20 protein-coding genes and 1 pseudogene are annotated in these 24,042 nt (G+C 74.1%); 9 read left to right on the top strand and 12 right to left on the bottom strand.

Annotated features, from left to right (window positions below; genetic code table 11):
* Nucleotides 1–4: 4 nt before the first annotated feature.
* Nucleotides 5–1,681 (bottom strand): alkaline phosphatase D family protein, encoded by a 1,677-nt coding sequence (locus SACTE_RS09020; protein WP_014045728.1) that lies wholly within the window; start codon nt 1,679–1,681, stop codon nt 5–7.
* Between the two features lie 162 nt (nt 1,682–1,843).
* On the bottom strand, nt 1,844–2,488 hold the full coding sequence (locus SACTE_RS09015) for an HNH endonuclease family protein (RefSeq protein WP_014045727.1): 645 nt from the start codon (nt 2,486–2,488) through the stop codon (nt 1,844–1,846).
* Nucleotides 2,489–2,921: 433 nt separating this feature from the next.
* Here SACTE_RS09015 and SACTE_RS09010 point away from each other — a divergent pair, with 433 nt between their 5' ends.
* Entirely contained in the window at nt 2,922–3,452 is a 531-nt protein-coding gene (locus SACTE_RS09010) for a hypothetical protein (protein ID WP_014045726.1), read from the top strand.
* 256 nt (nt 3,453–3,708) lie between these two features.
* Here SACTE_RS09010 and SACTE_RS09005 read toward each other — a convergent pair whose 3' ends face one another.
* Both SACTE_RS09005 and SACTE_RS09000 read right to left on the bottom strand, forming a co-directional pair.
* Nucleotides 3,709–4,371, bottom strand: a complete 663-nt coding sequence (locus tag SACTE_RS09005; protein ID WP_014045725.1) for an HAD-IA family hydrolase — start codon at nt 4,369–4,371, stop codon at nt 3,709–3,711.
* Between the two features lie 178 nt (nt 4,372–4,549).
* On the bottom strand, nt 4,550–5,554 hold the full coding sequence (locus SACTE_RS09000; protein WP_014045724.1) for a peptidoglycan-binding domain-containing protein: 1,005 nt from the start codon (nt 5,552–5,554) through the stop codon (nt 4,550–4,552).
* Between the two features lie 129 nt (nt 5,555–5,683).
* Here SACTE_RS09000 and SACTE_RS08995 point away from each other — a divergent pair.
* Nucleotides 5,684–7,735 (top strand): annotated as a pseudogene (locus SACTE_RS08995) (MDR family MFS transporter); the annotation flags it as partial.
* A gap of 14 nt (nt 7,736–7,749) precedes the next feature.
* Here the strand turns inward: SACTE_RS08995 and SACTE_RS08990 are convergent.
* Nucleotides 7,750–8,226 carry a GNAT family N-acetyltransferase gene (locus SACTE_RS08990; protein WP_026359003.1) on the bottom strand — a complete coding sequence of 159 codons (477 nt, stop codon included), beginning with the start codon at nt 8,224–8,226 and terminating at the stop codon, nt 7,750–7,752.
* Between the two features lie 64 nt (nt 8,227–8,290).
* On the opposite strand from SACTE_RS08990, the gene SACTE_RS08985 reads away from it, so the two are divergent.
* Nucleotides 8,291–9,391: a serpin family protein gene (locus SACTE_RS08985; RefSeq protein ID WP_014045721.1), complete on the top strand. Its 1,101-nt coding sequence runs from the start codon at nt 8,291–8,293 to the stop codon at nt 9,389–9,391.
* 2 nt (nt 9,392–9,393) lie between these two features.
* Here SACTE_RS08985 and SACTE_RS08980 read toward each other — a convergent pair whose 3' ends face one another.
* Nucleotides 9,394–10,491 carry a DUF2330 domain-containing protein gene (locus tag SACTE_RS08980; protein ID WP_014045720.1) on the bottom strand — a complete coding sequence of 366 codons (1,098 nt, stop codon included), beginning with the start codon at nt 10,489–10,491 and terminating at the stop codon, nt 9,394–9,396.
* Nucleotides 10,492–10,856: 365 nt separating this feature from the next.
* Between SACTE_RS08980 and SACTE_RS08975 the strand changes: the two genes are divergently transcribed.
* Nucleotides 10,857–12,818, top strand: a complete 1,962-nt coding sequence (locus SACTE_RS08975; protein ID WP_202434666.1) for a bifunctional glycosyltransferase 87/phosphatase PAP2 family protein — start codon at nt 10,857–10,859, stop codon at nt 12,816–12,818.
* Nucleotides 12,819–12,950: 132 nt separating this feature from the next.
* Here the strand turns inward: SACTE_RS08975 and SACTE_RS08970 are convergent, their stop codons facing one another.
* Genes SACTE_RS08970 through SACTE_RS08950 form a run of 5 tightly spaced genes read right to left on the bottom strand, consistent with a single transcriptional unit; the run spans nt 12,951 to nt 18,604 of the window.
* Nucleotides 12,951–13,775, bottom strand: coding sequence for an ECF transporter S component (locus tag SACTE_RS08970; RefSeq protein ID WP_014045718.1), 825 nt, complete (start codon nt 13,773–13,775; stop codon nt 12,951–12,953).
* Nucleotides 13,772–15,529, bottom strand: coding sequence for an ABC transporter ATP-binding protein (locus tag SACTE_RS08965; protein ID WP_014045717.1), 1,758 nt, complete (start codon nt 15,527–15,529; stop codon nt 13,772–13,774). The genes SACTE_RS08970 and SACTE_RS08965 overlap by 4 nt, the downstream gene beginning before the upstream one ends.
* On the bottom strand, nt 15,526–16,677 hold the full coding sequence (locus SACTE_RS08960; RefSeq protein ID WP_014045716.1) for an energy-coupling factor transporter transmembrane component T: 1,152 nt from the start codon (nt 16,675–16,677) through the stop codon (nt 15,526–15,528). The genes SACTE_RS08965 and SACTE_RS08960 overlap by 4 nt, the downstream gene beginning before the upstream one ends.
* Complete coding sequence (locus SACTE_RS08955; RefSeq protein WP_014045715.1) at nt 16,674–17,354, bottom strand: SCO2322 family protein; 681 nt, start codon at nt 17,352–17,354, stop codon at nt 16,674–16,676. Before SACTE_RS08955 ends, SACTE_RS08960 begins: the two co-directional genes overlap by 4 nt.
* Nucleotides 17,351–18,604: a prenyltransferase/squalene oxidase repeat-containing protein gene (locus tag SACTE_RS08950; protein WP_014045714.1), complete on the bottom strand. Its 1,254-nt coding sequence runs from the start codon at nt 18,602–18,604 to the stop codon at nt 17,351–17,353. Before SACTE_RS08950 ends, SACTE_RS08955 begins: the two co-directional genes overlap by 4 nt.
* A gap of 463 nt (nt 18,605–19,067) precedes the next feature.
* Here SACTE_RS08950 and SACTE_RS08945 point away from each other — a divergent pair, with 463 nt between their 5' ends.
* Both SACTE_RS08945 and SACTE_RS08940 read left to right on the top strand, forming a co-directional pair.
* Nucleotides 19,068–19,556: a hypothetical protein gene (locus SACTE_RS08945; protein ID WP_014045713.1), complete on the top strand. Its 489-nt coding sequence runs from the start codon at nt 19,068–19,070 to the stop codon at nt 19,554–19,556.
* Nucleotides 19,557–19,619: 63 nt separating this feature from the next.
* Nucleotides 19,620–19,973, top strand: coding sequence for a hypothetical protein (locus SACTE_RS08940; RefSeq protein WP_014045712.1), 354 nt, complete (start codon nt 19,620–19,622; stop codon nt 19,971–19,973).
* Nucleotides 19,974–20,003: 30 nt separating this feature from the next.
* Here the strand turns inward: SACTE_RS08940 and SACTE_RS08935 are convergent, their stop codons facing one another.
* Nucleotides 20,004–20,603, bottom strand: coding sequence for a TetR family transcriptional regulator (locus tag SACTE_RS08935; protein ID WP_026359004.1), 600 nt, complete (start codon nt 20,601–20,603; stop codon nt 20,004–20,006).
* A gap of 256 nt (nt 20,604–20,859) precedes the next feature.
* Between SACTE_RS08935 and SACTE_RS08930 the strand changes: the two genes are divergently transcribed.
* Genes SACTE_RS08930 through SACTE_RS08920 form a run of 3 tightly spaced genes read left to right on the top strand, consistent with a single transcriptional unit; the run spans nt 20,860 to nt 24,030 of the window.
* Nucleotides 20,860–22,173 carry a glycosyltransferase family 4 protein gene (locus tag SACTE_RS08930; RefSeq protein WP_014045710.1) on the top strand — a complete coding sequence of 438 codons (1,314 nt, stop codon included), beginning with the start codon at nt 20,860–20,862 and terminating at the stop codon, nt 22,171–22,173.
* A gap of 55 nt (nt 22,174–22,228) precedes the next feature.
* Nucleotides 22,229–22,960 carry a class I SAM-dependent methyltransferase gene (locus tag SACTE_RS08925; RefSeq protein ID WP_014045709.1) on the top strand — a complete coding sequence of 244 codons (732 nt, stop codon included), beginning with the start codon at nt 22,229–22,231 and terminating at the stop codon, nt 22,958–22,960.
* Nucleotides 22,957–24,030, top strand: a complete 1,074-nt coding sequence (locus SACTE_RS08920) for a prenyltransferase/squalene oxidase repeat-containing protein (protein ID WP_014045708.1) — start codon at nt 22,957–22,959, stop codon at nt 24,028–24,030. The genes SACTE_RS08925 and SACTE_RS08920 overlap by 4 nt, the downstream gene beginning before the upstream one ends.
* The last annotated feature ends 12 nt before the right edge of the window (nt 24,031–24,042 follow it).

Raw genomic sequence — 24,042 nt, 5'->3', positions numbered from 1 at the left:
TCGTTCACCTCTCTGACGACAACGTGCGCTCAAAGGCGGTTACCAGCCGTGTACCACCATCGTGCTCTTTGGCCTGAACCAATGTCAGTACGGAATTCCGGCCATCCAGGGAGAGGGTCATCAGCTGGTTGCCGAACCAGGGCCCGCCCGTGCGGTGCCAGTGCATCGGTGACGGGCCGGTCCGTCCGTGGCGCGTCAGCGCGCGCCCGAGCCACCGGCCCGGCCGGCTCCAGCCGAACCGGAAGGCCGTACGCATCGAGGCGGGGACGGAGTTGTGGACGGGGGAGCAGGTCAGCTGGAGGATCCGGGCGTCGGGAGTGCCGCCAGGGGGCTGCTGCGGCCAGTGGGGCTCGGCGATGTACGCATGGTGCACATCGCCCGAGAGCACGCAAACCGTCGCCGGGGCCTCGGGGCCCCGGCCGGAGTCCCGCAGCAGGGCGGACAGACGGCCGAACGACTCGGGGAACGCCGCCCAGTGTTCCAGGTCGCAGGCGCGCCGCAGCTTCTCGCCGAACCTGGCCCAGCGTCCACCGCGCTCTCCCCGGCACAGTGCCGCGTTCCAGGTCTCCGCGTCATGGATGAGGGGCGGCAGGAGCCATGGCAGGGAGGTGCCTATCAGGAGGTGGTCGATGGAACCCGGTTCGGCGAGGGCCTCGTCGCGCAGCCGGCGGGCCTCGTCGGCGTCGAGCATCGACCGCTCGGCTTCCTCCAGGACGCGGGCCGCCCGGGTGTCCACCATCAGCAGCCGTACTCGGCCGAAAACGCGCCCGTAGCTCCACCTGGTGTGGGTGGGATCGGCGTCGGCCGCGGCGGCGTGCGCGCGCAGGGTCTCGGTGGCGTCCGGGACGCCGCGCACCGTCGCGTAGACCGGATCGGTGTCCAGGGCGTCGGGGGAGAGGTTGCCCAGGTGCTGGTAGACCCAGTACGACATCAGCCCGCTGACGATCCGCTCGTGCCACCACGGGGTGCTCCGCATGTCCGCGAGCCAGGAGGCGCTGGTGTTCCAGTCGTCGATGACGTCGTGGTCGTCGAAGATCATGCAGCTGGGGACCGTGGAGAGCAGCCAGCGGACGTCAGGGTCACCCCAGGACTCGTCGTAGAGGAGGGTGTACTCCTCGTAGTCCGCGACCTGCGCCCCGGGCGCCTCGCGCAGATCCCGGCGCGCCGCGAGCCTGCGCCGGGTGGGCGGCGACGTCTCGTCCGCGTACACCTGGTCGCCGAGCAGCAGCAGCACGTCGGGGCGTACGGCCCCGGGGTTCGCGGCGAGTCCGGCGGCCAGGGTGACGAGGGCGTCCGGGCCGACCGGGTCGCGCTCCTCGGCGTGGGCCGCCGCCCAGCGGCACGAGCCGAACGCGATCCGCACCGGGCCCGCCCCAGGTGTGTGGGGGACGGCGGGTGTGGCGATCGTGCTCGGCGGGTGCGGGGAGCGCTCCGGCGGCCAGACGCCGCGGCCGTCGAGCAGCACCTCGTAGGCCGTGGTGGAGCCGGGCGTCAGGCCGGTCACCACCACCAGGGCGTAGTGGTGCCCGCAGACCGAGAAGGTGCGGGCCGAACCCGAGGCGCCGTCCGCGCAGCGGACCTCGGCCGTGCAGGGCCGGGTGGTCTCGACCCAGACGGTGGCCCGGGAGCCGGACTCCCAGTCGACGTGCCGCAGTAGTGGTCCCAGGCGCAGCCCGGCCATGTGATGCCCTCCTCGCGTCGCCGTGAACGGCTCCGGACGGTGGCTCCGTAGCGTACGGAACGACGGAGGAGGGCGGGACGGTGCGGTGCGGCGGGTGTCCGGGAACCGGGGGTGTCCGGCGGATCAGGGGCGACGGACGAGGTGGGACTTTCGAAACAAGCCCTAGCAGCCGTTCAGTGCGGTCTGGAGGGCGGTCTTCTCGGCCGAGTCGACGCTGAGGCCGTAGTGGTGCTTCACGTGGACCCAGGCGCGGGCGTACGTGCAGCGGTAGGCGGTGCGCGGGGGCATCCACTTGGCCGGGTCCTTGTCGCCCTTGGACTGGTTCACGTTGTCCGTGACCGCGATGAGCTGAGGGCGCGTCAGGTCGTTGGCGTAGGCCTGGCGTTGGGCGTTGGTCCAGCTGCTCGCGCCGGAGCGCCACGCCTCGGCGAGCGGGACCATGTGGTCGATGTCCACGTCGGAGGCGGCGGTCCAGGTGGCGCCGTCGTACTCCGAGTACCAACTCCCGCTGGTCGCGGCGCAGGAGGAGTCCTGGACGACTCCGGTGCCGTCGCGCTTCAGTACGACCTCGCGGGTGTTGCAGGCGCCGGACTGGGTGATCCAGTGGGGGAACTTGTCGCGGCTGTAGCCGGAGGAGGAGCCCTCGGCGGAGACGGTGAGCTGGCCGAGGTAGGTCCGGGCGGTCGACGCGCTGACCGGGGTGGGCATCGCGGCCTGCGCGGCCGGGGCGGTGAGGAGCCCCGTCGTGGCGGCGAGGGCGGCGGCGGAGGCGGCGACGGCTATGCGACGCGCGTAGATGCCGGGCATGAGAACTCCCTTGATGTGGGGGGTACCTGTGCGGACGACCGGAACAGCGGCCATCGTGGCGGTGCCGGGTTTCCGTGGGGTGGTCGTCAGGTAACAGAGTGACGACATGCGCACGTCACATCAAGGGGTGTGTCGATAGCTCTGACGTTCCGTCTGTCCCCCTTATGGACAAAAGGGCTGACGGGGAGCCAGGTCACGGGCCCTCACCGCGACCGTGCTCGCCTCGCCCGTGGAGGCGGGCACCGTGCGGTGGTGCGTCCTGGCGGTGGTGCGTCCTGGCGGTGTTGCGGACGGTGGCCGTCGCGTTCCCGGGCCTTTGATCGGAGCTGACCTGACTGCGTCGGCGCCCCCGACCCGGCAGCCGGCACGCCGTGGCACACTCCTTCCTTGATCGTGAGGCGCACGCTCCTTGCGATAGGGGGAGGGGACACCCATGAGCAGGACGAAGAGGGCCGCCGTAGCCGCGGTGGTCGTCGCACTCGGAGCGACAGGCTGCGGCCAGAGCGACAACGGTGCCGTCGCCGGCACCGGAGCGCCGGTATCCGCGTCACCACGGCCGACGGGCACCGGGCCGATGACGAAGGACATCGCGCGCAACGACCTCGACACCGCGGCCGCCGACGCGGGTGCGCCGGAGAGCGAACCGGCCTTCGCCGGTACGAACGACGACGCCCCCGCCGGGTCGCTGAGGGCGTGCGGGGTGATGTACAAGTGGTTCGGCACCGAAGACGCTCCGGCCGACATGGCCCGTTTCGACAAGATGGTGGACGAGCTGCGTGAACGCGACTGGCAGCAGTCGGGGGACCGTAGAGAGCGCAGGTACGACAGTGGGGTGGTCCACGAAGCCGTCGTCGTCCTCAAACAGCGAGGCTGGACGACGGTGGTGGAATACATGGAAATGACGCACGGCGGCGACATCACCATGAACTCCTTCGACACCGCATGCGCGAAGAAGAACCTTTGACGACCACGCGGCCGGCCTGGGCGCCGAACACACGGAGGCCGTGGAAGTGCTCTTCGCGACTCGTCCCGCACCGGGATGCTCCCGGTGCGGGACGAGGTGCCGTCGTGGCCGCGTGCGGATCAGCGGGCAACGGGGAGGCGGGCCTGGTGGGAGCCGCGTATCACCACCCACACGAGCATCGACCGGATCGCCCGCGGCCTCACGGTCTGGATGGCCGCCCGGGACTTCCCCGGACGACCCACCACGCCCTGGGAAACTAGGCGGCGTCGACGTGCAGGCGGATGCGGCCCTCGGGCGTCGCCTCCACCCGCAGGCGCGTCAGGTCCTCGACGTGGACGTCGGGGGAGAGCGCGGCGGCGCGCGGGCCTATGCCGACGACCCGCATGCCGGCCGCTCGGCCGGCCGTGATGCCCGCCTCGGAGTCCTCGAAGACGACGCAGTCCGCCGGGTCGAAGCCCAGCTCGGCCGCGCCCTTGAGGAAGCCCTCCGGGTGCGGCTTGCTGTCGGAGACCAGCTCGGCGGTGACCCGGATCGTCGGTACGGGGAGGCCGGCGGCGCCCATCCTGGCCTGGGCGAGCGCCTCGTCGGCCGAGGTCACCAGCGCGTGCGGGAGGCCGGCGAGCGAGGCCATGAAGGCGGCGGCACCTCCGATGGGCACCACGCCCTCGGTGTCGGCGGTCTCCTCGGCGAGCATGACCCGGTTCTCGGCGTAGTTCTGCTCCATCGGGCGGTCCGGCAGCAGGGCGGCCATCGTGGCGTACCCCTGGCGTCCGTGGACCACGGTGAGGACCGCCGCGGGGTCGAGGCCCTTCGCGAGCGCCCAGCGGCGCCAGCAGCGCTCCACCACGGCGTCGGAGTTCACCAGGGTGCCGTCCATGTCCAGCAGGAGGGCGCGGGCTTCGAGGACGGTGGCCGACATCGGCAGGCTCCAGAGCGCGGTGGTGCGGGCAGCACACGGCTGCAGGTCGAGAGAGACAAGTAGCCCCGCCCGCCGGTCAGGGAAAACGGGCGGAGGCTACTTTGTTTCTCCACGATACAAAAAGCGCCGCCGGAACGCCAATCCCGCAGTTCCGGAACCCGGCGCGGCCCCCGGCGCGTCAGTACGGACGCCCCGATCCCGTCGTCTGCGCCTCCAACGCCTTGCGGGTCTCCGGGCCGTAGACCCCCGGGGCGTCCGTGCCGACCGAGACCCATCGCTGGAACTCCCGCACCGCGCGCTCCACCCGGTCCGAGTAGTGGGCGTCGTCCGGCCCTTGGTAGATCCACTTCTCCCGCAGCCGGCGCTGGAGCTCCGCGACCTCCGGCCCCTGGTCGCCGCGGCGCAGCGTCGGCTCGGCGGCCAGGCCGGGCGGGGCGGCCGGTGCGGTGCTGGGGGACGCGGACGGCGACGCCGAAGGGGACGGCGGTGGCGCCGCCGCCGTGTCGGACGCGGAGGCCGAGGGGCTCGCCGAGGCGGTGGGTGAGGCGGAGGCCGACGCGGACGGTGAGGCGGAGGCCGACCGGGAGGCGGTGGGCGAGGAAGACACCGAAGGGGACGCGGACGCGGACGCGGACTCCGTCGGTTCGACGGTCGCGTCCGGGACGCTCGTCGTGATCTCGGGCAGCGCCTCCTCGTCGCTCTCGTCGCCGCCGAACAGTCCGCCCGCGAACGCGGCCGTCCCCACCACCGCGGCCACCGCGGCGCCCACCGCCACGGCCGCGAGGGGCCTGCGCCGCCGGGGGTGCACCGGATCGCCGCCACCCGGATAGGCCGCCGCCGTACGCCGCCGGGTCTCGTCGCCGGGGCCAGGGCCGGGGGTGGTGGCGGGAGCCGCACCCGGGGCGGCCGTCACGTCGCCCAGGTGGAGCCGCATCGTCGTGGCCTCGGCCGGTGCGCCATGGTCCGCCGGGTCACCGTTCGTCAGCGTCACGTACGGCCGGATCCGCAGCGGGTCGAAGTCCTCGGCTGCGGCCATCTCCGCCGTGCGCGCGGCCAGGTGCCCCTCCTCCGTCCGGGGCTCCCGCTCGTCGTCCCGCCCCGCCGCGGCCGTACCGGCCCCGCAGGCGCACCCGGGTCTCGCGCCCGGCTCGCCACCGCACTCCGGGCACGTATGTCCGGTCATTGTGGGTCCCCTCCCCTGTGAACTGCCTGCGATTATGCAGGCCACCACGGGGAAGCCCAACGCTTCACCCCCTGCTCGGCAGGCCATAACGGGGCACAGCGGCCAGGATGGGGGAGAAGCGGACCCGAGGAGAGACTCATGGCCCAGCAGCTGACCCCGCCTCCCCCCGCACCGGGCGAAGGGCGGTCGACGCGGAGCGTCCTGGTGGCCATCGGCGCGCTGCTCCTCGGCATGCTGCTCGCGGCACTCGACCAGACCATCGTCTCGACCGCGCTTCCCACGATCGTCAGCGACCTCGGCGGCCTCGACCACCTGTCCTGGGTCGTCACCGCCTATCTGCTGGCCGCGACCGCGGCCACCCCGCTCTGGGGGAAGCTCGGCGACCAGTACGGGCGCAAGAGGCTCTTCCAGACGGCCATCGTCATCTTCCTCATCGGCTCCGCCCTCTGCGGCATGGCGCAGAGCATGCCCCAGCTCATCATCTTCCGCGCCCTCCAGGGGCTCGGCGGCGGCGGGCTGATGGTGCTGTCGATGGCGATCGTCGGCGACATCGTCCCCCCGCGCGAACGCGGCAAGTACCAGGGCCTGTTCGGCGCCGTCTTCGGTGTGACCAGCGTCCTCGGCCCGCTCCTCGGCGGGTTCTTCACCCAGCACCTCAGCTGGCGCTGGGTCTTCTACATCAACCTGCCGCTCGGAGTCGTCGCCCTCCTCGTCATCGCCGCCGTCCTCCACATCCCGGTACGGCGCACCAAGCACACCATCGACTACCTGGGCACCTTCCTCATCGCCGCGGTCGCCACCTGCCTGGTCCTCGTGGCCTCCCTCGGCGGCACCACCTGGCCCTGGGGATCGCTCCAGATCATCGGCCTGGCCGTGCTCGCCGTCGTCCTCCTGGCGGCGTTCGTCCGGACCGAGCGCCGGGCGGTCGAGCCGGTGCTGCCGCTGAAGCTGTTCCGGATCCGCACCTTCACCCTCGTCGCCGTCATCAGCTTCGTCATCGGGTTCGCGATGTTCGGGGCGATGACCTACCTGCCGACGTTCCTCCAGGTCGTGCACGGCATCACCCCGACCCTGTCCGGGGTGCACATGCTGCCGATGGTCTTCGGCCTGCTGATCACCTCGACGGCGTCCGGGCAGATCGTCAGCCGGACCGGCCGCTGGAAGGTCTTCCCCGTCACCGGGACCGGCCTGACCGCGATCGGCCTGCTGCTGCTCCACCAGCTCACCCCGTCCAGCTCCACCCTGACGATGAGCCTCTGCTTCTTCGTCTTCGGCGCCGGGCTCGGGCTGGTGATGCAGGTGCTCATCCTGGTCGCCCAGAACGCCGTCGGCTACGAGGACCTGGGCGTCGCCACGTCCGGCGCGACCTTCTTCCGGTCCATCGGCGCGTCGTTCGGCGTGGCCATCTTCGGCACCATCTTCACCAACCGGCTGACCGGAAAACTGGAGGCCGCGCTGTCCGGACGCTCACTCCCGGGCGGTGTCGACGCCGGTTCGCTGGCCGCCGACCCGCGGGCCCTGGGACGCCTCCCGGCCGACCTGCGCCCCGCGGTCCTCGACGCCTACTCGACCTCGATCACCGACGTCTTCCTCTACGCGGTCCCGGTCGTCCTGGTCGCCTTCGCCTTCGCCTGGTTCCTCAAGGAGGACCGGCTGCGCGGATCGGTGACGGCCCCCGACCACAGCGAGACCTTCGCCTCCAACCCGGTCCAGCGCTCGTCGTACGACGAGTGCGCCCGCGCCCTGTCGGTGCTGGCCACCCGCGAAGGCCGCCGGGAGATCTACGAGAAGATCACCGAGCGGGCCGGATACGACCTGCTGCCCGCCGCCAGCTGGCTGCTGCTGCGCATCAAACGGCACGGCACCGTCGAGCCGGGCCGGCTCGCCGAGGTCGCCCCGGTGCCGCTGCGGGTGATCACCCAGGCCGCCCGCCAGGTCGAGGAGCGGGGTCTGGCCCGGCGTGAGGGCATGCAGCTGGTGCTCACCGAACCGGGCGCCGAGGCGGTGGTCCGGCTGTCCCGGGCCCGTGAGGAGTCGCTGGCCGAGCTGCTGGGCGACTGGTGGGGCCCGGACCGCCCCACGGACCTGGTCCGCCTCGTGACGGAGCTGACCACCGAGGTGAGCGGTTCCAGCCGGGAGCGGCCGCACATGCCCGAACCACGCCCCGACCACACGGCCTGACGGACACCCGGGCCTCACAGCTCCTTGGCGAACCAGCGCTCCGCGTACGGGCCCCGGTTGAACGCCGGGACCTCCTCGTACCCGTGCTTCGCGTACAGCCCCCGCGCCTCGACCAGGTCGTGCCGGGTGTCGAGCCGGATCCGTGTCACCCCGAACCCCCGGGCCGCGCGCTCGACGGCCGCCAGCAGCAGCCCGCCACCGCCCGTCGACCGGAAGGCGGGGCGTATGAACACCCGGGTCAGCTCGGCGGTCCCGCCGTCGACGAGCAGCAGTCCCGCGCAGCCGGCCGCTCGGCCCTCGTGGCGCCCGACGACGAACTGGCCGGTGGGCGGGAGAAGCCGCTCGGCCCCGTCGTCCGTGAGACCGTCCTCGATCTCCTCGGCGGTCGCGGGGCGGCCCCAGTAGCGGCTCGCCACCTCGTCGTAGTAGTCGCGGCGCAGGAGTGCCGCGTCGGGACTGTCGAAGCGTTCGGGCGATACGGTCCAGGTCATGGAGGCCATTGTGAGGACGGCCGGACCGTGTGACGAACCGTTTGAACGTGCGGAGGCGGCAGGCGTGGGGGACATCGGGCAGGAGACCTGGGACGAGGCCGTGCGGCGGCTCGCCGAGCGGTGGCTACGGGAGCAGGCGGGCCCCGGCGGCGGGTTCGTGTGCTCGCCCGCCGGGCTGTGGCTGGCGCTGACGGCCGTCGCGGCCGGGGCCCGGGGCGGGACGGCGGCCGAACTGCGGGCGCTGCTCGGGGTGGCGGACGAGGAGGCCGCGGCCGTGGTGACCGAGGCGGCGCGCGCCTGGGCCCGCACCCGGGCGCTGCGGGTGGCGACCCGGGTGTGGGCGCGGGTCCCGGTCCGCCCGCAGTACGAACGGGCCCTGCCCGATGTCGCCTTCGGCCCGCTCGGGCCCGGCGGGATCGACGCCTGGGTGCGCGAGCGGACGGACGGCCTGATCGAGCGGCTGCCGCTGGAGCTCGGCGACGACGTGGCCTTGGCGCTGGTGAACGTGCTCGCCCTCAAGGCCCGCTGGGAGACGCCCTTCGACCCGGCCGCCACCCGCGACCTGCCGTTCACCGACGCGACGGGAACCAGCCGTCCGGTCCCGACCATGCACGCCTCCCTGCCCGTCGTGGACGCGTGGACGGTGGAAGGGGCGGACGTCGTCGAGCTGCGCTGCCGTACGGAACCGGGAGGCGCGGCCCCCGCCCGGGTGCGGTTCGTGCTCGGGGAGCCGGAGGCGGACGCCGCCCGGGTCCTGCCGGCCGCGTGGGCGCCCCGGGAGCGGCGTACACCGGTGGACGCGGACCGGGTCACGGTCGCGGTCCCCCGGCTGACCCTGCGGACCCGGACCGAGGTCACCGCTCAGCTGCCCGCGCTCGGGGTGCGCCGCTCCACCGACGCGGGCGCCGCGGACTTCTCGGGGCTCTCGCCGCAGCCCGTGTACCTGTCCGACGTCGTCCAGGAAGCCGTCGTGAAGATCGCCGAGGAAGGAGTGGAGGCCGCGGCGGTCACGGTGGTGGCGATGCGGGCGGTGAGCATGCCGCGTCCGGGGACCGTGCGCCACATCGCCTTCGACCGGCCCTTCGGCGTCGTCGTCCTGGACGGCACCTCGGACGTCCCCCTGTTCGCCGGATGGCAGGCCGGCACACCCGCCCACGAGGGCTGACCTCAGACCGGCGGCCGGGCCCGGCGCCGCCGTACCGCCCGCAGGGCCCGGGCCACCGCGAGCAGCAGCACGGCCAGGACGCTCAGCAGCCACGCCGGGACCCCGCCCACCGCCAGCAGCTCGTCGCGGTGGCGCACCGTGCGGTACGGGGTGTCGGCGGCGGCCGCGCGCAGTTCGTGGTCGCCGTCGATGCGCGAGGGATCGGGAAAATACTGGTCGAAGGCGGTCAGGAACGCGGGCCCGTCGCCGACCAGCCCGGCCACCGCACCGTCCGGAACCGTCCGCTCCAGCCGGCCCGCGAACGTCACCTCCGGCTCCCGCCCCCCGATCGCGCCGCTCGGCTCCATCCGGTGCTCCGCGATCACGTACAGGCCCAACGACTGCGCGGTACGGGCCAGCCGCGACAGCCGCATCGGATACACCGGCCGGTCACTGGCGAAACGCAGCCGCAGCGGGTCGAGGGCGCCCGTCAGGACCGCCCCCGCCTCCTCGGGGGCCAGACGGACCGCGACGTACTCCCACCCCTGGTCGACATAGGTCCGCAGGGCCGCCTCCAGCGGGCCGGGCAGCGCGAAGCCGTTGCCCTCCAGCCAGGTCCGCAGGGCCTCGGGGTCGGTCGCCGTCAGCCGGGCCACGTCGAACGGCCCCAGCCGCCGGCGGTCCACCACACCGACCGGCGCGGCCGCGCCGGGGGCCGGGGCACCGGCCCCGTCCCGCTCCGCGAACGGCCAGTCGCCGTCGCGTGGCCAGAAATGGTGCCGGGTCTCCCGCACCGGTGCGGTGATCTCCGCCAGCTCGTCGAAGAGGGCCGCGTCACCCAGCTCCACCGACGCGCGGTGCGGTACGGGCATGATCCAGGCGGCTTCCCGGGCGTCCCCGCGCACCGTGAGCCGCATGACGATCTGCTCGGTCCGGCCGTCCCAGTGCACCACCGAGGTCTCCTGGCCGACCGCGATCCGCGACCGCTCCGACGGGACCATCGCCCCGCACCCGCAGGCGTACGCCGGAGCGACCAGCGAGCCCAGCTGGAGTGCCGCCAGGATCAGCAGCAGCGACAGCACCCGCCCGCACCGGGTACCGCCCGGCCCCCGTCCACGCATGATCCGTCCCCTCCCACGCCGGCGCCCCCGCGGCCGGACACGGGTTCCGACGCCCGCAGAGCACCGTCCGGTTCCGGCCACGGGGCCGGAGCGGTATGCGGAGGCCGTGCGTTCTTTCCCGCAAAAGCCTCGTGACAGTCAGGCGAAGAGGGGGTTGATTGGGTCTGCCCGGCAGGGCAATGGCAGGCTTCATCCGCACATACCCGACCGGACGGGACAGTGCGCGGGATTCTGGGAGGGGCGGGCGCCAAGTGGCTGAGGTGGAGCGCGGTGTGCGGGGGGACGTGGCGGCGGACCCAGGGGCGAGAGCCGGGGTGGTGCGGGCGGTCCTCTGGCTGGTCGTGGCCGTGCTGGGCGTACGGCAGATGGCGGTGGTGCTGCGCAGGCAGCCCGGCGAGAGCCTCATCGACCTGGAGACCTGGACCGGCCAGGACGGCATACTGCACGTCGCCGGCTCCCTCTACGAACCCGGCAGATTCACCGGGACGCCGTTCGCCGGGCTGGTGCTGAGACCCCTGACGACCTCGGCCGAAGAGGCACTCGGCGTCGTCTGGACCTTCGGTACGCTGCTGCTCGTCGCCGCGCTCGGGATCGTCGCCGCGCGGGGCCTGCCGGGCCCGGTCACCCGGCGCACCGCCTTCCTGGCCGCACCCCTCGCGATCACCCTGCTCATGGTGTCGCTGCCCGTCCGCAACACGCTGTACCTGGGCCAGACCAGCATCCTGCCCGTCCTGCTGGTCCTCGTCGCCTGCCTCGCCGTCCCCGGTGAGCGCCTCTCCGGGGTGCTCGTCGGTGTCGCCGCCGCCCTCCAGCCCGCCGTGCTGCTCTTCGCCGTGCTGTTCTGGTTCACCGGGAGACGCCGGGCCGCCGTGGCCGGCGGCGCGGCCTTCGCCTTCTGCACCGCGCTGGCCTGGGCGGCGATGCCGCACGACTCCTGGACGTACTGGGTGCACCACGTGGCCGGTGCGGGGCTGGGCGAGCGGCCGGACAGCCTCGCCAACCAGTCCCTGCACGGCGCGCTGCTCCGGTTCGGCCTTCAGGGGCCGCTGGAGGTCGTGCTCTTCCTCGTGCTGGCCGCCGCCGTCACCGTCCTCGGGCTGCGCCGCGCCGTCCGCTACGCGCACGACGGGCAGCTCCTGCTGGCCGTCGCCGTCACCGGCTGCGTGGCCGTCGCCGTCTCGCCCACCGCCTGGCAGCACCAGCTGCTCTGGGTGCTGCTCGCCGTCGTCGGCCGGGTCGGCACGAAGGCATCCGACCGGCTGGTGTGGCCCGCCGTCGTGGTGCTCGTGCTCACCCTGCCCGGGAAGATGCTGCTGCCGAACATCGGGGCGCTCCTTCCCGTACGCGACAACGTGCTGCTCATCACGGCGCTCGGCGCCGCCTGCGTGGCGCCGTTCCTGCCGCGCACCTCACCGCACTGGCAGCGGCCCGTCCCCACCGACTACGCCCAGCCCGTCGCCTCCCGCTTCTCCTGGGTGCCGCTGCTGCCGTTCTGGCGGCGGGTGCTGAGCCGCCCCAACCTGCTGCTGGAACTCCTGCTCATCCGGGTCGTCTACTCCGCGTACGCCAAGGTCCGGCTCGCCGCGGCCGTCGGGCGCCCCACCGCCGAGGAGCACGGCCGGCAGATCCACTCGATGGAACAGTGGCTGCACATCGACATCGAGCACTGGGCCAACCACACGGTCGTCGGCATTCCCTGGCTGCGGGAGTTCTTCGACTACTACTACTCGACGTTCCACTTCATCGTGCCGCTCACGATCCTCGGCGTGCTGTACGTGCGGCGGCCCTCCGACTACCGCTGGGCCCGCAGCTCCATCGGCTTCGCCACCCTCCTCGCCCTGGTCGGCTTCTGGCTCTACCCGCTGGCCCCGCCGCGGCTGATGCCGGGCCTCGGCTTCATCGACACCGTCCACGGCGCGCAGGACCTCGCGAGCCCCGACTTCGGGGCGCTGACGGCGGTGACCAACCAGTACGCGGCGATGCCCTCGCTGCACTTCGGCTGGTCGCTCTGGTGCGGCCTGGTGATCCTGGTGCTGGCGCCGAAGGCGTGGATGAAGGCGCTCGGACTGCTGCACCCGCTGTTCACGGTCTCGTGCATCGTCGCCACCGGGAACCACTGGGTGCTGGACGCGGTGGGCGGGGCGACCGTCGTCGGCCTGGGCTTCGGGCTGACCTACGTGCTCGCCGGGCCACGCCGGCTGCGGACCGGCCGGGACGAGGCCGGGACGTCCGCCGACGGCGCGGCGGACGGCGGGACCCTGGCGGCCGTGCCCGGCCAGAAGAAGGGCGAGTCGGTGGCCGCGCCGGCGGGCAGCGCCGCCTCCTGACACGCCGAAGGGGTGCCAGCCGGGCCGCGGCCCCGCCGGCACCCCTTCGGACCGGATCGCCGCGCCTTTCACGATCCGCCCGCCACGGCGGCCCCGCCACCCGGACAGCCCCGCCACCCGGACGGCCCCGCCCTACCGGTCGGCGGACTCGAACGCGGGCCGCGCGTCGAAGGCCGCGCGGCGGGTGGCGCGGCGCAGGGCCTTCAGCAGGGTGGGGCCGATGGTGAGGGTCAGGACCGCGGTGAGGACCGCCCGGCCCAGGTCCCAGCCGAGCGAGGTCGCCAGGCAGTACGCGAGGAAGCGGACCAGGTTCTCGTGCAGCGGGTCGCCCGGGACGAAGGAGATCCCCGAGGCCTGGCCCGGCACGATCGTCCAGCCGTACAGGTTCATGATCGTGCCGTAGGCGAACGCCGCCACGAAGCCGTACGCCGCCAGCATCAGCAGCTCGGCCCGGCCGCGCGGCCGTTCGGCGCCCGGCAGCAGGCCCGCGCCCATCGCGAACCAGCCCATCGACAGCATCTGGAACGGCATCCACGGCCCCACCCCGCCGGTGAGCAGGGCGGAGGCGAACATCGTCACCGAGCCGAGGACGAAGCCGAAGCCGGGGCCCAGCACCCGGCCGCTCAGCACCATCAGGAAGAACATCGGCTCCAGGCCGGCCGTCCCCGCGCCCAGCGGGCGCAGCGCGGCGCCGACCGCCGCGAGGACCCCGAGCATCGCCACCGCCTTGGCGTCGAGTCCGCCGTCCGCCACGGTCGCGACGGCCACCCCGACCAGCAGCACCAGCAGCACCGCGAAGAGCCAGGGGGCGTCCTGCGGGTGGGCGACGCCCGCACTCGTGCCGGACGCCAGCAGCGGCCAGCCGAACGCCATCAGGCCGACCGCGCCGACCAGGACCAGCGCGACGACGGCCCGCGGGCCCAGGCGGACCGGGCGCGCCCGGCGGGGCCCGGTCATGCGGGGGACCCGGTCGACGGGCCGGTCTCCGGGGACCGCGCCGGTCCCAGGGCCGTACGGACCTGGGTCACGGTCAGCCACTCCTGCGGGGCCAGGATCTTCGCGGTCTGCGGGGCGAACGCGGGGGAGGAGACCACCACCCGGGCGGTCGGGCCGTCGGCGACGACCTCACCGTCGGCGAGGATCACCACCCGGTGGGCCAGCTCCGCCGCCAGCTCCACGTCGTGCGTGGCCAGGACGACGGCATGGCCCTCGTCCGCCAGCCCGCGCAGGACGCCGACGAGCCGGGCCTTCGCCGCGTAGTCCAGGCCCCGGGTCGGCTCGTCCAGCAGGAGCAGCGGCGGCCGGGCCGTCAGGACCAGGGCGAGCGCCAGGGCGAGCCGCTGGCCCTCGGACAGATCACGCGGGTGGGTGGCGTCCGGCACGCCCGGCAGCAGCTCGGAGACCAGGGCCCGGCAGCTGCCGGGGGGCGCGCCCGCGTCGGAGTCGGCGGCGGCGCACTCGGCGGCGACCGTGTCCGCGTACAAGAGGTCGCGGGGTTCCTGGGGGACGAGGCCGACGCGGCGCACCATCTCGCGGGGAGCGGTACGGAACGGGTGCAGGCCGCCGACGAGGACGGAGCCCGCGGTCGGCTCCAGCATCCCGACGAGCGCGCTCAGCAGGGTCGACTTGCCCGCGCCGTTGCGGCCCATCAGCGCCACCGTCTCGCCCGGTGCCACGGACAGCGTGACCCGGCGCAGCGCCTCGACGCGCCCGCGCCGCAGTCCCAGCCCGTCGGCCCGGGCGACGACGGCCGCCTCGGACGGAGCGGGGGCCCCGGCGGTGGTCCGGCGGCCGCCGAGCAGCCGCCCCAGCAGACCGCCGCGCGGGGCCGGGGGCGCCGCGGGAGCGGCGGCCGTGACCGGGCCGATCGGAGCCGACGCGGCCGGCGGTGTGATCTGGGCCAGCCGCTCGCGCAGCGGGGCCGAGCGGCGGCGGGCGTCGCGGACCGACAGCGGCAGGGGCTCCCAGCCCGCGAGGCGTCCCAGCTCCACCACCGGCGGGCGGACCGGCGAGAGCGCCATGACGTCGGCGGGGGCGCCCAGCACCGGGGCGGCGCCCGGCGACGGGAGCAGCAGGACCTGGTCGGCGTACTGCACCACCCGCTCCAGGCGGTGTTCGGCCATCAGCACGGTGGTGCCGAGGTCGTGGACCAGCCGCTGGAGCACGGCCAGCACCTCCTCGGCCGCAGCCGGGTCCAGGGCGGACGTCGGCTCGTCCAGGACCAGGACCTTCGGGTGCGGGGTGAGGACCGACCCGATCGCGACGCGCTGCTGCTGGCCGCCGGAGAGGGTGGCGATCGGGCGGTCGCGCAGCTCGGCCAGGCCCAGCAGGTCCAGCGTCTCCTCGACCCGTCGCCGCATCACGTCGGGGGCCAGGCCCAGCGACTCCATGCCGTACGCCAGCTCGTCCTCGACGGTGGCGGTGACGAAGTGGGCCAGCGGGTCCTGGCCCACCGTGCCGACCAGGTCGGCCAGTTCGCGCGGCTTGTGGGTGCGGGTGTCCCGGCCGCCCACGGTCACCCGGCCGCTCAGCACACCACCGGTGAAGTGCGGGACGAGCCCCGACACGGTCCCCAGCAATGTCGACTTGCCGACACCGGACGGGCCGACCAGCAGCACGAGTTCGCCCTCGGGGACGGTGAGGTCGACACCCGAGAGCGTGGGGCGGTCCGCGTCCGCGTACCGCACCGCAACCTGTTCGAACCGGATCACGCCTGCTCCTCGGGGGCGACGGGGGAGGCCGACGGCGGGAGGGGCGCGACGACGGCGGGCAGCAGCCCGGCCAGCACGGCGGCGGCGGGCCACAGCGGCAGGACAGGTGCGGTCAGTGGGACGACACCGGGGTGCAGCGCCTCCGGATCGGCGCCGCCCGCAGCGATCATCGCCGCCGCGACCAGGACGCCCGAGCCCGCGACCAGCCAGGCGCGGGCGTCCCACCGGTCGGGCCGGTAGCGGGTCCGCACCGAGCGGCGGCCGCCGAGCCTGAGCCCGGCCAGGGCCGCGACCAGCCCGGCCAGCAGCAGCGGCAGCCCGTACACCGCGCCCTGCGCCGCCAGCAGCCCGTACGTGCCCGCGCACACCCCCAGCAGACCGCCCAGGGTGAGCGCGTTCGTGGTGTGCCGGACGGCGGGCGGGACGTCGGCGGTGCGCCCGTACCCCCGCGCGTCCATCGAGGCCGCGAGGGCGACCGACCGCTCCAGCGCGCCCTCCAGTACCGGCAGCCCGATCTGGAGCACCGCCGCGATCCCGCCCGTCGGACGGCCGCGCAGCCGGCGGGCCGTCCGCAGCCGCATCACGTCGGCGACCATGTTCGGCGCGAAGGTCATCGCCACGACGACCGCCACGCCCACCTCGTACAGCGCACCCGGCAGCGACTTCAGCAGCCGGGCCGGGTCGGCGAGCGAGTTCGCCGCGCCGACGCAGATCAGCAGTGCGGCCAGCTTCGCCCCGTCGTACAGCGCGAAGACCAGCTGCTCGGCGGTGACCTGGCCGCCGAGCCGGACACCCTGCGCCCAGTCGGGCAGCGGCACCTCGGGGAGGGTGAAGAGCAACTGCGTCCCCGGGACCGAGGAGCCGAGCAGCACCGAGAAGACCAGCCGCACACCCACGACGAACAGCCCGAGCCGGACGAACGCCCCGTAGGAGCGGGCCCACGGCGCGTCCGTGCGGCGGGCCGCGACGACGTAGCCCGCCACCCCGACCAGCAGCCCGAGCAGCAGCGGGTTGGTCGTCCGGGACGCGGCGGTGGCCAGGCCCAGCGCCCACAGCCACCAGGCACCGGCCGGGACCGCGTTGCCACGGCTCGCCGCCGGCGCGCGCAGGGCAGGGAGGAGCCGGACGGGGCCCGGGGCGCGGTTCATCGGCGGCGGCGGGCCCGCAGGACGGCGGCGGCACCGAGCAGGAGCACTGCGCCGGTCCCGACGAGGACACCGGCCGAGGGGCCGCCGCCCTGGTCGTCGCCGGAATCCCGTGCGGCGGTGGACGACGAGGCCGGGGCGGGGGTCTTGCCGGTGGAACCGGTGTCCCGGCCGACCTGCTCACCGCAGCCGGAGCGCGGGTAGCCGGAGATCGCGCAGAGCATCGCGGAAGCGTCGTACCGCAGGGGCTTCGCCACCGACGCGAGCGCCTGGGCGGTGCTCGCGTCCGGGGCCACCCGCGCGCACGCGGTGCGCGGTGCGGGCGGTTCCTCGCCGTCCGGGGCGTCCGAGGCCGTTCCCGGGTCGATGACCAGGGCGACCCGCTTGCGGCCGTCCTGCGCCGGGGTGCCGGCGCAGACCGCGGCGAAGTCCGGGGCGCGCCGCGGTCGCGCCGCGTCCTGGGAGTCCTCGCTGACCGCGAAACGGAAACCCTGCACGGCCCCGTCGTCCGGCCGGACCAGGGAGGGGCCCTGGGTGGCGTACGTCCAGGCGGTGCCGCCGTCGCCCTCCCAGAAGGACCAGTAGCGGTACCCGGCCGCCTGCGCGCTCCCGGCGCCCAGCACGGTCAGGACCGCGGCGGCCAGGAGCAGCAGCACGGCCGTGGACCGCGTACGCCTCACAGCTGCTGGTTCTTCCGGCGTCCGCTCAGCAGGAAGCCGATACCCGCGCCGAAGGCGAGACCGATGCCGACGAGCCACCAGACACCCAGTCCGCCGTCGTCGCTGCTGGTGTCCTTCGGCTTGGCGTCGGTCGCGGTCGGCGAGGGCGCGGCCGTGGCCGCGGGGGCGGGGCCCTGCGCGTTGAGCTGCCGGACGAGGTCGACACCGCCGAAGTCACGGGCGTCGGTGCCGGTCGCGTGCGCGGCGAGCACCAGCTGCGCGGTGGCGGCCGGACCGCCCTCCTTCGCCCAGCCCCCCGCGTTCTTCTCCAGGTAGGCGACCGCCTTCGCCGCCTTGTCCTTGTGCCCGGACGCCGCCAGCGCGACGACCGCGTCGGCGGTGTTGCCGAAGTCCGGCTGCGGAGCGGAGTCCTCGGCGCCCGGCATGGGCGGCGAGTCCAGGTGGCCGGAGCCGGCGAGCGCGCCGGCCAGGTAGAACGCGCCGTTCTGCGCGGACTGCTCGGGGGTGAGGTCGGTGCCCTTGTGGCAGACGGGGTCCTTGACCGCGTTGGAGTTGCCCGCGGCCATGCCCTTGCCCATCGCGCCGAGCACCGCGGCCGCGGTGGCGTCCGCGTTGGCGGTGAGCTTGCCGTCCTTGTCCGGCTGGTACGCGAACGCCCCGCCGTCCTCGCCCCCGCACGGCAGGGCGAACGACCGCAGCGCCGTGTAGGGGGTCCTGCCGTCGTCGGTGGTGAGGTCGGCCAGCGGCACACCGGCCCGGGCCAGGGCGCCGATCACGACGCCGGTGGAGTTGGCGTCGCTGGGGCTGCCCGGGTTGTAGCCCCAGCCGCCGTCCTCGTTCTGGACGGACTTGAGCCAGCTGACCCCGTTGTCCACGGCCGGGCGGTGCGTGCCCAGCTCCATCAGCGCCTGGACCGCGGCCCCGGTGGCGTTGGTGTCGGCCACCGTCTTGTCGTCGCAGGGCTCGGAGGCGTCCCGGTAGGAGGCGAAGGCCCCGCTGTCGCACTGCTGGCCGACGAGCCAGTCCACCGCCGACGCGGCGGGGGTGACCAGCTCTATCCGCTGGGCGAGGAAGGACAGCGACTGACGCCACACACCGTCGTAGGTGGGGTCCTTGGTGCCGTACAGACCCGCGGGGAGACCGGCGGACGGGGAAGGGGACGGGCTCGGGGCGGCGACCGCCGTGGGAGCGGCTGCGGCACAGAGCACAGCGGTGATCGCGAGCGCTGCCGCGCGGCGGCGTACGGTCATGGCGTGGGTGGGCCTCTCCTGCGAGGGCCGGGCACGGGCACGGGGATGCACCGGGCTCCGGCCCGTATACCTCGACGGTGCCGGCCACCGGGGTTCCGGTGACGTGAGCCGGTCATGCGCTCGTGCGGGGCGTTCCGACTCGTCCGCCGGGGCGGACGCACACGAACGGGGTGTCCCCTGCTCGATCGGAGCCGAGAGTCCGGGGAAGGGCTGGTGCCGGATTCGCACCGGCTTCCCCCCGTACGGGCATGATGACGACCCACTCACTGTACCGGGGGCCCCGCGGCCTTCGGGGGCCGCACCGCGCCCCGCCCCCGGCCGCGGCCCGCGCGGGACCGGGGGGCGGGTTCCCCGGCCGGCCGGAGCGGGTGCGACACTCCGGCGGACATCACACGGGCGGTGCTCGTGGAAGGGCCGGGACGGGCGGGGAGCACCTGTGCGCAGCAGAGGAAGGGCGGCGGCCGTGACCGTCGCCGTGAGTGGGTTCATCAGCGTGGCCGCGGGCTGCGGACTCGTCGGTGAGGAGGCGAGCGCGGCGAAACCGGCACGTGTGCCCGCCGCGCCGTTCACCGAGGAGGCGGTGGCGGGCGAGATAGCCGCCTACACCCGGGCCGCCGGACTGCCCGAGGGGGACACCTCGGTCAAGGGCGCCGACGACGGTGACCCGAAGACCTGCGTCGCCACCTGGCTCGGGGACGTACCGGCCGACCGGGCCGCGGAGGGCTTCGAAGGGACCGTGAAGCGGCTGCGGCAGCACGACTGGGAGATCGTCTCCCGGCACACCGAGGGCGTCGTCACCTTCCGCACCCTGGCCAAGCGGGGCTGGAAGCTCTACGCCCGGCACTACGCCTCGAAAGACCTCGGCAGCACGCAGCTCGTGACGTTCACCGGCGTCGAGGACGGCTGCGACCTGTCGGCCCCGGCACGGGACGCCTACGCGGACCCGGTCTGACGGCGCGCCCCTCTCGCGCCGGAACCCGGAACCAGGTGGTGGGGGCCGTGCGTCGGGACGGGTATGAACCAGCCGAACCACGGCGGCGCCGGGTGCCTGCTCGCCGCCGCCGGGGCCGCGACCGCCACGCTCGCCTGGGCGCCGCACGCCCGGGTCAGCGTCACCGGCGGCTTCGAGCAGTCCCGGCGCGATCTCGGCGTGCTCTACGTCGACCTTCCCCTGATCGCCCTCGGTGGGGCGCTGCTCCCGCTGCTCGTCTGGGCCCTGGCCCTGCGCACGCTGGGCCGGCCGTGGCCCGCCCTGGTCGTGGCGGTGGTGGCGCTGGGCCTCGGTGTCTGGGCGCTCACCAGCTGGTGGGAGCCGTACCGGCAGCCGGAGTTCCTGGGCGGGCCGTCGTGGGGCGGAGCGCCGGGCTGACCGGGAGCGCGGCCCGCCGCCCGCCGCCGGTCACGGCTCCGGGAGGTCGATCAGGCGGCACACCGTGTCGATGTCCCGCCGCACCTGGGCGATCGACTCGCGGCCCGACAGCCAGGTGATCAGCGCGGAGTGCCAGGTGTGTTCGATGACGCGGACCACGGCCAGCTGCCCCTGCGTGGGCTCCTCCAGCCCCATCGCGTCCAGGACGATCGCCGTCGTCAGCCGTGAGACGGCGTCCACCTCCGGGCTCACCCCGCGGTCGGCGAAGGTCAGCGCGCGCACCATGGCGTCCGCCAGGAGCGGGTCGCGCTGGAGTGCCCGGAAGGCGCGCATCAGCGTCTCGGCGACCCGCTGGGCGGGGTCGTCCGCGGCGGGCGGACGCCTGCGCAGCGCGGTGTGCAGATGCTGGAGCTGTTCCTGCATCAGGGCCACCAGCAGATGGACCTTGGAGGGGAAGTAGCGGTACAGCGTGCCCAGGGCGACGCCGGCGGCGTCCGCCACCTCGCGCATCTGCACCGCCTCGAAACCGCCCCGCCCGGCGAGTTGGGCACCGGCGTGCAGGATGCGGCGGCGGCGGGCCTCCTGGCGCTCCGTCAGGGCGGGCGCCGTCGGTCTGGGTTCCGCTGCCATCTCTCCCATCCAAGGCCTTTCTCCGGGCCACGGCCGGGAGACGGGAACCGGTTCCTCGTCCCCCCGGGGCCGGCCGGCGGTGCGCGGTCCGCCGGACCGCCCGCCCGCCGTGGCGTGAATCACCTGATCCGGCCGTCACACCGACGCTACCTGCCGGTAGATTCGGTGGTTGCTGAACTGACATGTCTGAAACTTGTTCTAGATTAGCGCGACCGGTTACGCTCCGGCGAATACCGCAGTGAGAAGGGGACCGAGTGTGACCGCTGAGGCCATAGAGTCCGGCCCCCTCGCGGGCGGCGGCGCGTCGGACACCGAGGGTGACCGGCCGTTGCGCATCGCGCTGCTGACCTACAAGGGCAACCCCTTCTGCGGCGGCCAGGGCGTCTATGTGCGCCACCTCGGCCGCGAACTCGCCCGGCTCGGCCACCAGGTCGAGGTGATCGGCGCGCAGCCCTACCCCGTGCTCGACGAGGGCGTACCGCTCACCGAGCTGCCCAGCCTCGACCTGTACCGGCAGCCGGACCCGTTCCGTACCCCCGGGCGCGGCGAGTACCGCGACTGGATCGACGCCGCCGAGGTCGCCACCATGTGGACCGGCGGATTCCCCGAGCCGCTCACCTTCAGCCTGCGGGCCCGCCGTCATCTCCGGGCGCGGCGCGGTGACTTCGACGTCGTGCACGACAACCAGACGCTCGGTTACGGCCTGCTGGGGGACCTCGGCGCCCCGCTCGTCACCACGATCCACCACCCCATCACCGTCGACCGCCGCCTGGACCTGGAGGCCGCCGACTCCCGGCGCCGCCGGCTGTCCGTACGCCGCTGGTACGCCTTCACCCGCATGCAGAAGCGCGTCGCCCGCCGGCTGCCGTCCGTCCTCACCGTCTCCGGTTCCTCGCAGGCGGAGATCGTCGAGCACCTCGGGGTGCGCCGGGACCGCATCCAGGTCGTCCACATCGGGGCCGACACCGATCTCTGGTCGCCCGACCCCTCGGTCGCCGAGGTGCCCGGCCGGATCGTCACCACCTCCAGCGCCGACGTACCGCTCAAGGGCCTCGTCCACCTCGTGGACGCGCTCGCCAAGCTCCGTACGGAGAACCCGGACACGCACCTCGTGGTCGTCGGCAAGAGGGCCGAGGACGGCCCCGTCGCCCAGGCCATCGAGCGCCACGGCCTCCAGGACGCCGTCCGGTTCGTCAAGGGCATCAGCGACGCCGAGCTCGTCGACCTGGTCCGCAGCGCCCAGGTCTCCTGCGTGCCCTCGCTGTACGAGGGGTTCTCGCTGCCCGCCGCCGAGGCCATGGCCACCGGGACCCCGCTGGTGGCCACCACCGGCGGCGCGATCCCCGAGGTCACCGGCCCCGACGGCGAGGCGTGCCTGGCCGTGCCGCCCGGTGACGCGGACGCCCTCGCGGCCGCCCTCGGCCGACTGCTCGGCGACGGCGAACTGCGCGCCCGCCTCGGCGCCGCCGGCCGGGCGAGGGTGCTGGCCAACTTCACCTGGGCCAGGGCCGCTGCCGGTACCGCCGAGCTGTACCGTCAGGCGATCGCCGCCCGCGCCGCGCACAGGTGACCTCTCCTGCCGTGGCTCCCGCAACCCCCACCCCCGACATCGAAGGCAGGCACCCGTGCTGACCGTCGACTTCACCCGCTTCCCGCTCGCCGCAGGCGACCGGGTGCTCGACCTGGGCTGCGGCGCCGGACGCCACGCCTTCGAGTGCTACCGGCGCGGCGCCCAGGTCGTGGCGCTCGACCAGAACGGCGAGGAGATCCGCGAGGTCGCGAAGTGGTTCGCCGCCATGAAGGAGGCCGGGGAGGCCCCCGCGGGCGCCACCGCCACCGCGATGGAGGGCGACGCGCTCAACCTGCCGTTCCCCGACGCCTCCTTCGACGTCGTGATCATCTCCGAGGTGATGGAGCACATCCCCGACGACAAGGGCGTCCTCGCCGAGATGGTCCGTGTCCTCAAGCCCGGCGGCCGGATCGCGATCACCGTGCCCCGCTACGGTCCCGAGAAGGTCTGCTGGACGCTCTCCGACGCGTACCACGAGGTCGAGGGCGGGCACATCCGGATCTACAAGGCCGACGAACTGCTCGGCAAGATCCGCGGAGCCGGGCTCAAGCCCTACGGCACCCACCACGCGCACGCGCTGCACAGCCCCTACTGGTGGCTCAAGTGCGCCTTCGGCGTGGACAACGACAAGGCGCTCCCGGTGCGCGCCTACCACAAGCTGCTGGTCTGGGACATCATGAAGAAGCCCCTGGCCACCCGGGTCGCCGAACAGCTCCTCAACCCGGTCGTCGGCAAGAGCTTCGTGGCCTACGCGACCAAGCCGCACCTTCCGAAGGCCGAGGCGTGAGCACACCCGAGCGGACCGAACACCTCGTCCTGCCCGGAGTCCTCACCGCCGAGCAGGCCACCGAGACCGTCGCCGCGCTGCTGGCCGTGCAGCGCCCGGACGGGGCGCTGCCGTGGTTCCGCGGCCACCACCTCGACCCGTGGGACCACACCGAGGCGGCGATGGCCCTCGACGCCGCCGGCGAGCACGAGGCCGCCGCCCGCGCCTACGACTGGCTCGCCCGCCACCAGAACGGCGACGGCTCCTGGTACGCGGCCTACCAGGACGGTGACCACGAGCAGCCCACCGACCTGGGCCGCGAGACCAACTTCTGCGCCTACGTGGCCGTCGGCGTCTGGCACCACTACCTGGCCACCGGCGACGACGCGTTCGTCGACCGGATGTGGCCCACGGTCTACGCCGCCGTCGAGTTCGTGCTCCGGCTCCAGCAGCCCGGAGGCCAGATCGGCTGGAAGCGGGAGGCCGACGGCACACCCGTCACCGACGCCCTGCTGACCGGCTGCTCCTCGGTGTACCAGGCGCTGCGCTGCGCGCTGGCGCTCGCCGAGCAGCGCGAGGAGCCGCAGCCCGACTGGGAGCTGGCGGCCGGTGCGCTCGGCCACGCGATCCGCCGCCACCCGGAACGCTTCCTGGACAAGAGCCGCTACTCGATGGACTGGTACTACCCGGTCCTCGGCGGTGCGCTCGACGGGCCCGAGGCCACCGCACGGATCGAGGAGGGCTGGGACCGCTTCGTGGTCCCCGGCCTCGGTGTGCGCTGCGTCCTGCCCAATCCCTGGGTGACCGGCGGCGAGAGCTGCGAACTGGCCCTGGCGCTCTGGGTGACCGGGGAGTCCGACCGGGCCCTGGAGATCCTCCAGTCCGTCCAGCACCTGCGCGCCGAGGGCGGCCTGTACTGGACGGGATACGTCTTCGAGGGCGAGCGGGCCTTCTGGCCGCAGGAACTCACCACCTGGACGGCGGGCTCGCTGCTGCTCGCGGTGGCCGCGCTCGGCGGCGACGAGGCGACCACCGCGGTCTTCAGCGGCGAACGGCTGCCGACCGGGCTGGAACCCGACTGCTGCCGCTGACCGTACGTCCGC

Origin of the sequence: Streptomyces sp. SirexAA-E, from assembly GCF_000177195.2 — a bacterium.
Lineage (GTDB): Bacteria > Actinomycetota > Actinomycetes > Streptomycetales > Streptomycetaceae > Streptomyces > Streptomyces flavovirens.
The sequence above is the reverse complement of the archived record's forward strand: the minus strand, read 5'-3'. Positions and strand labels throughout refer to the sequence as shown.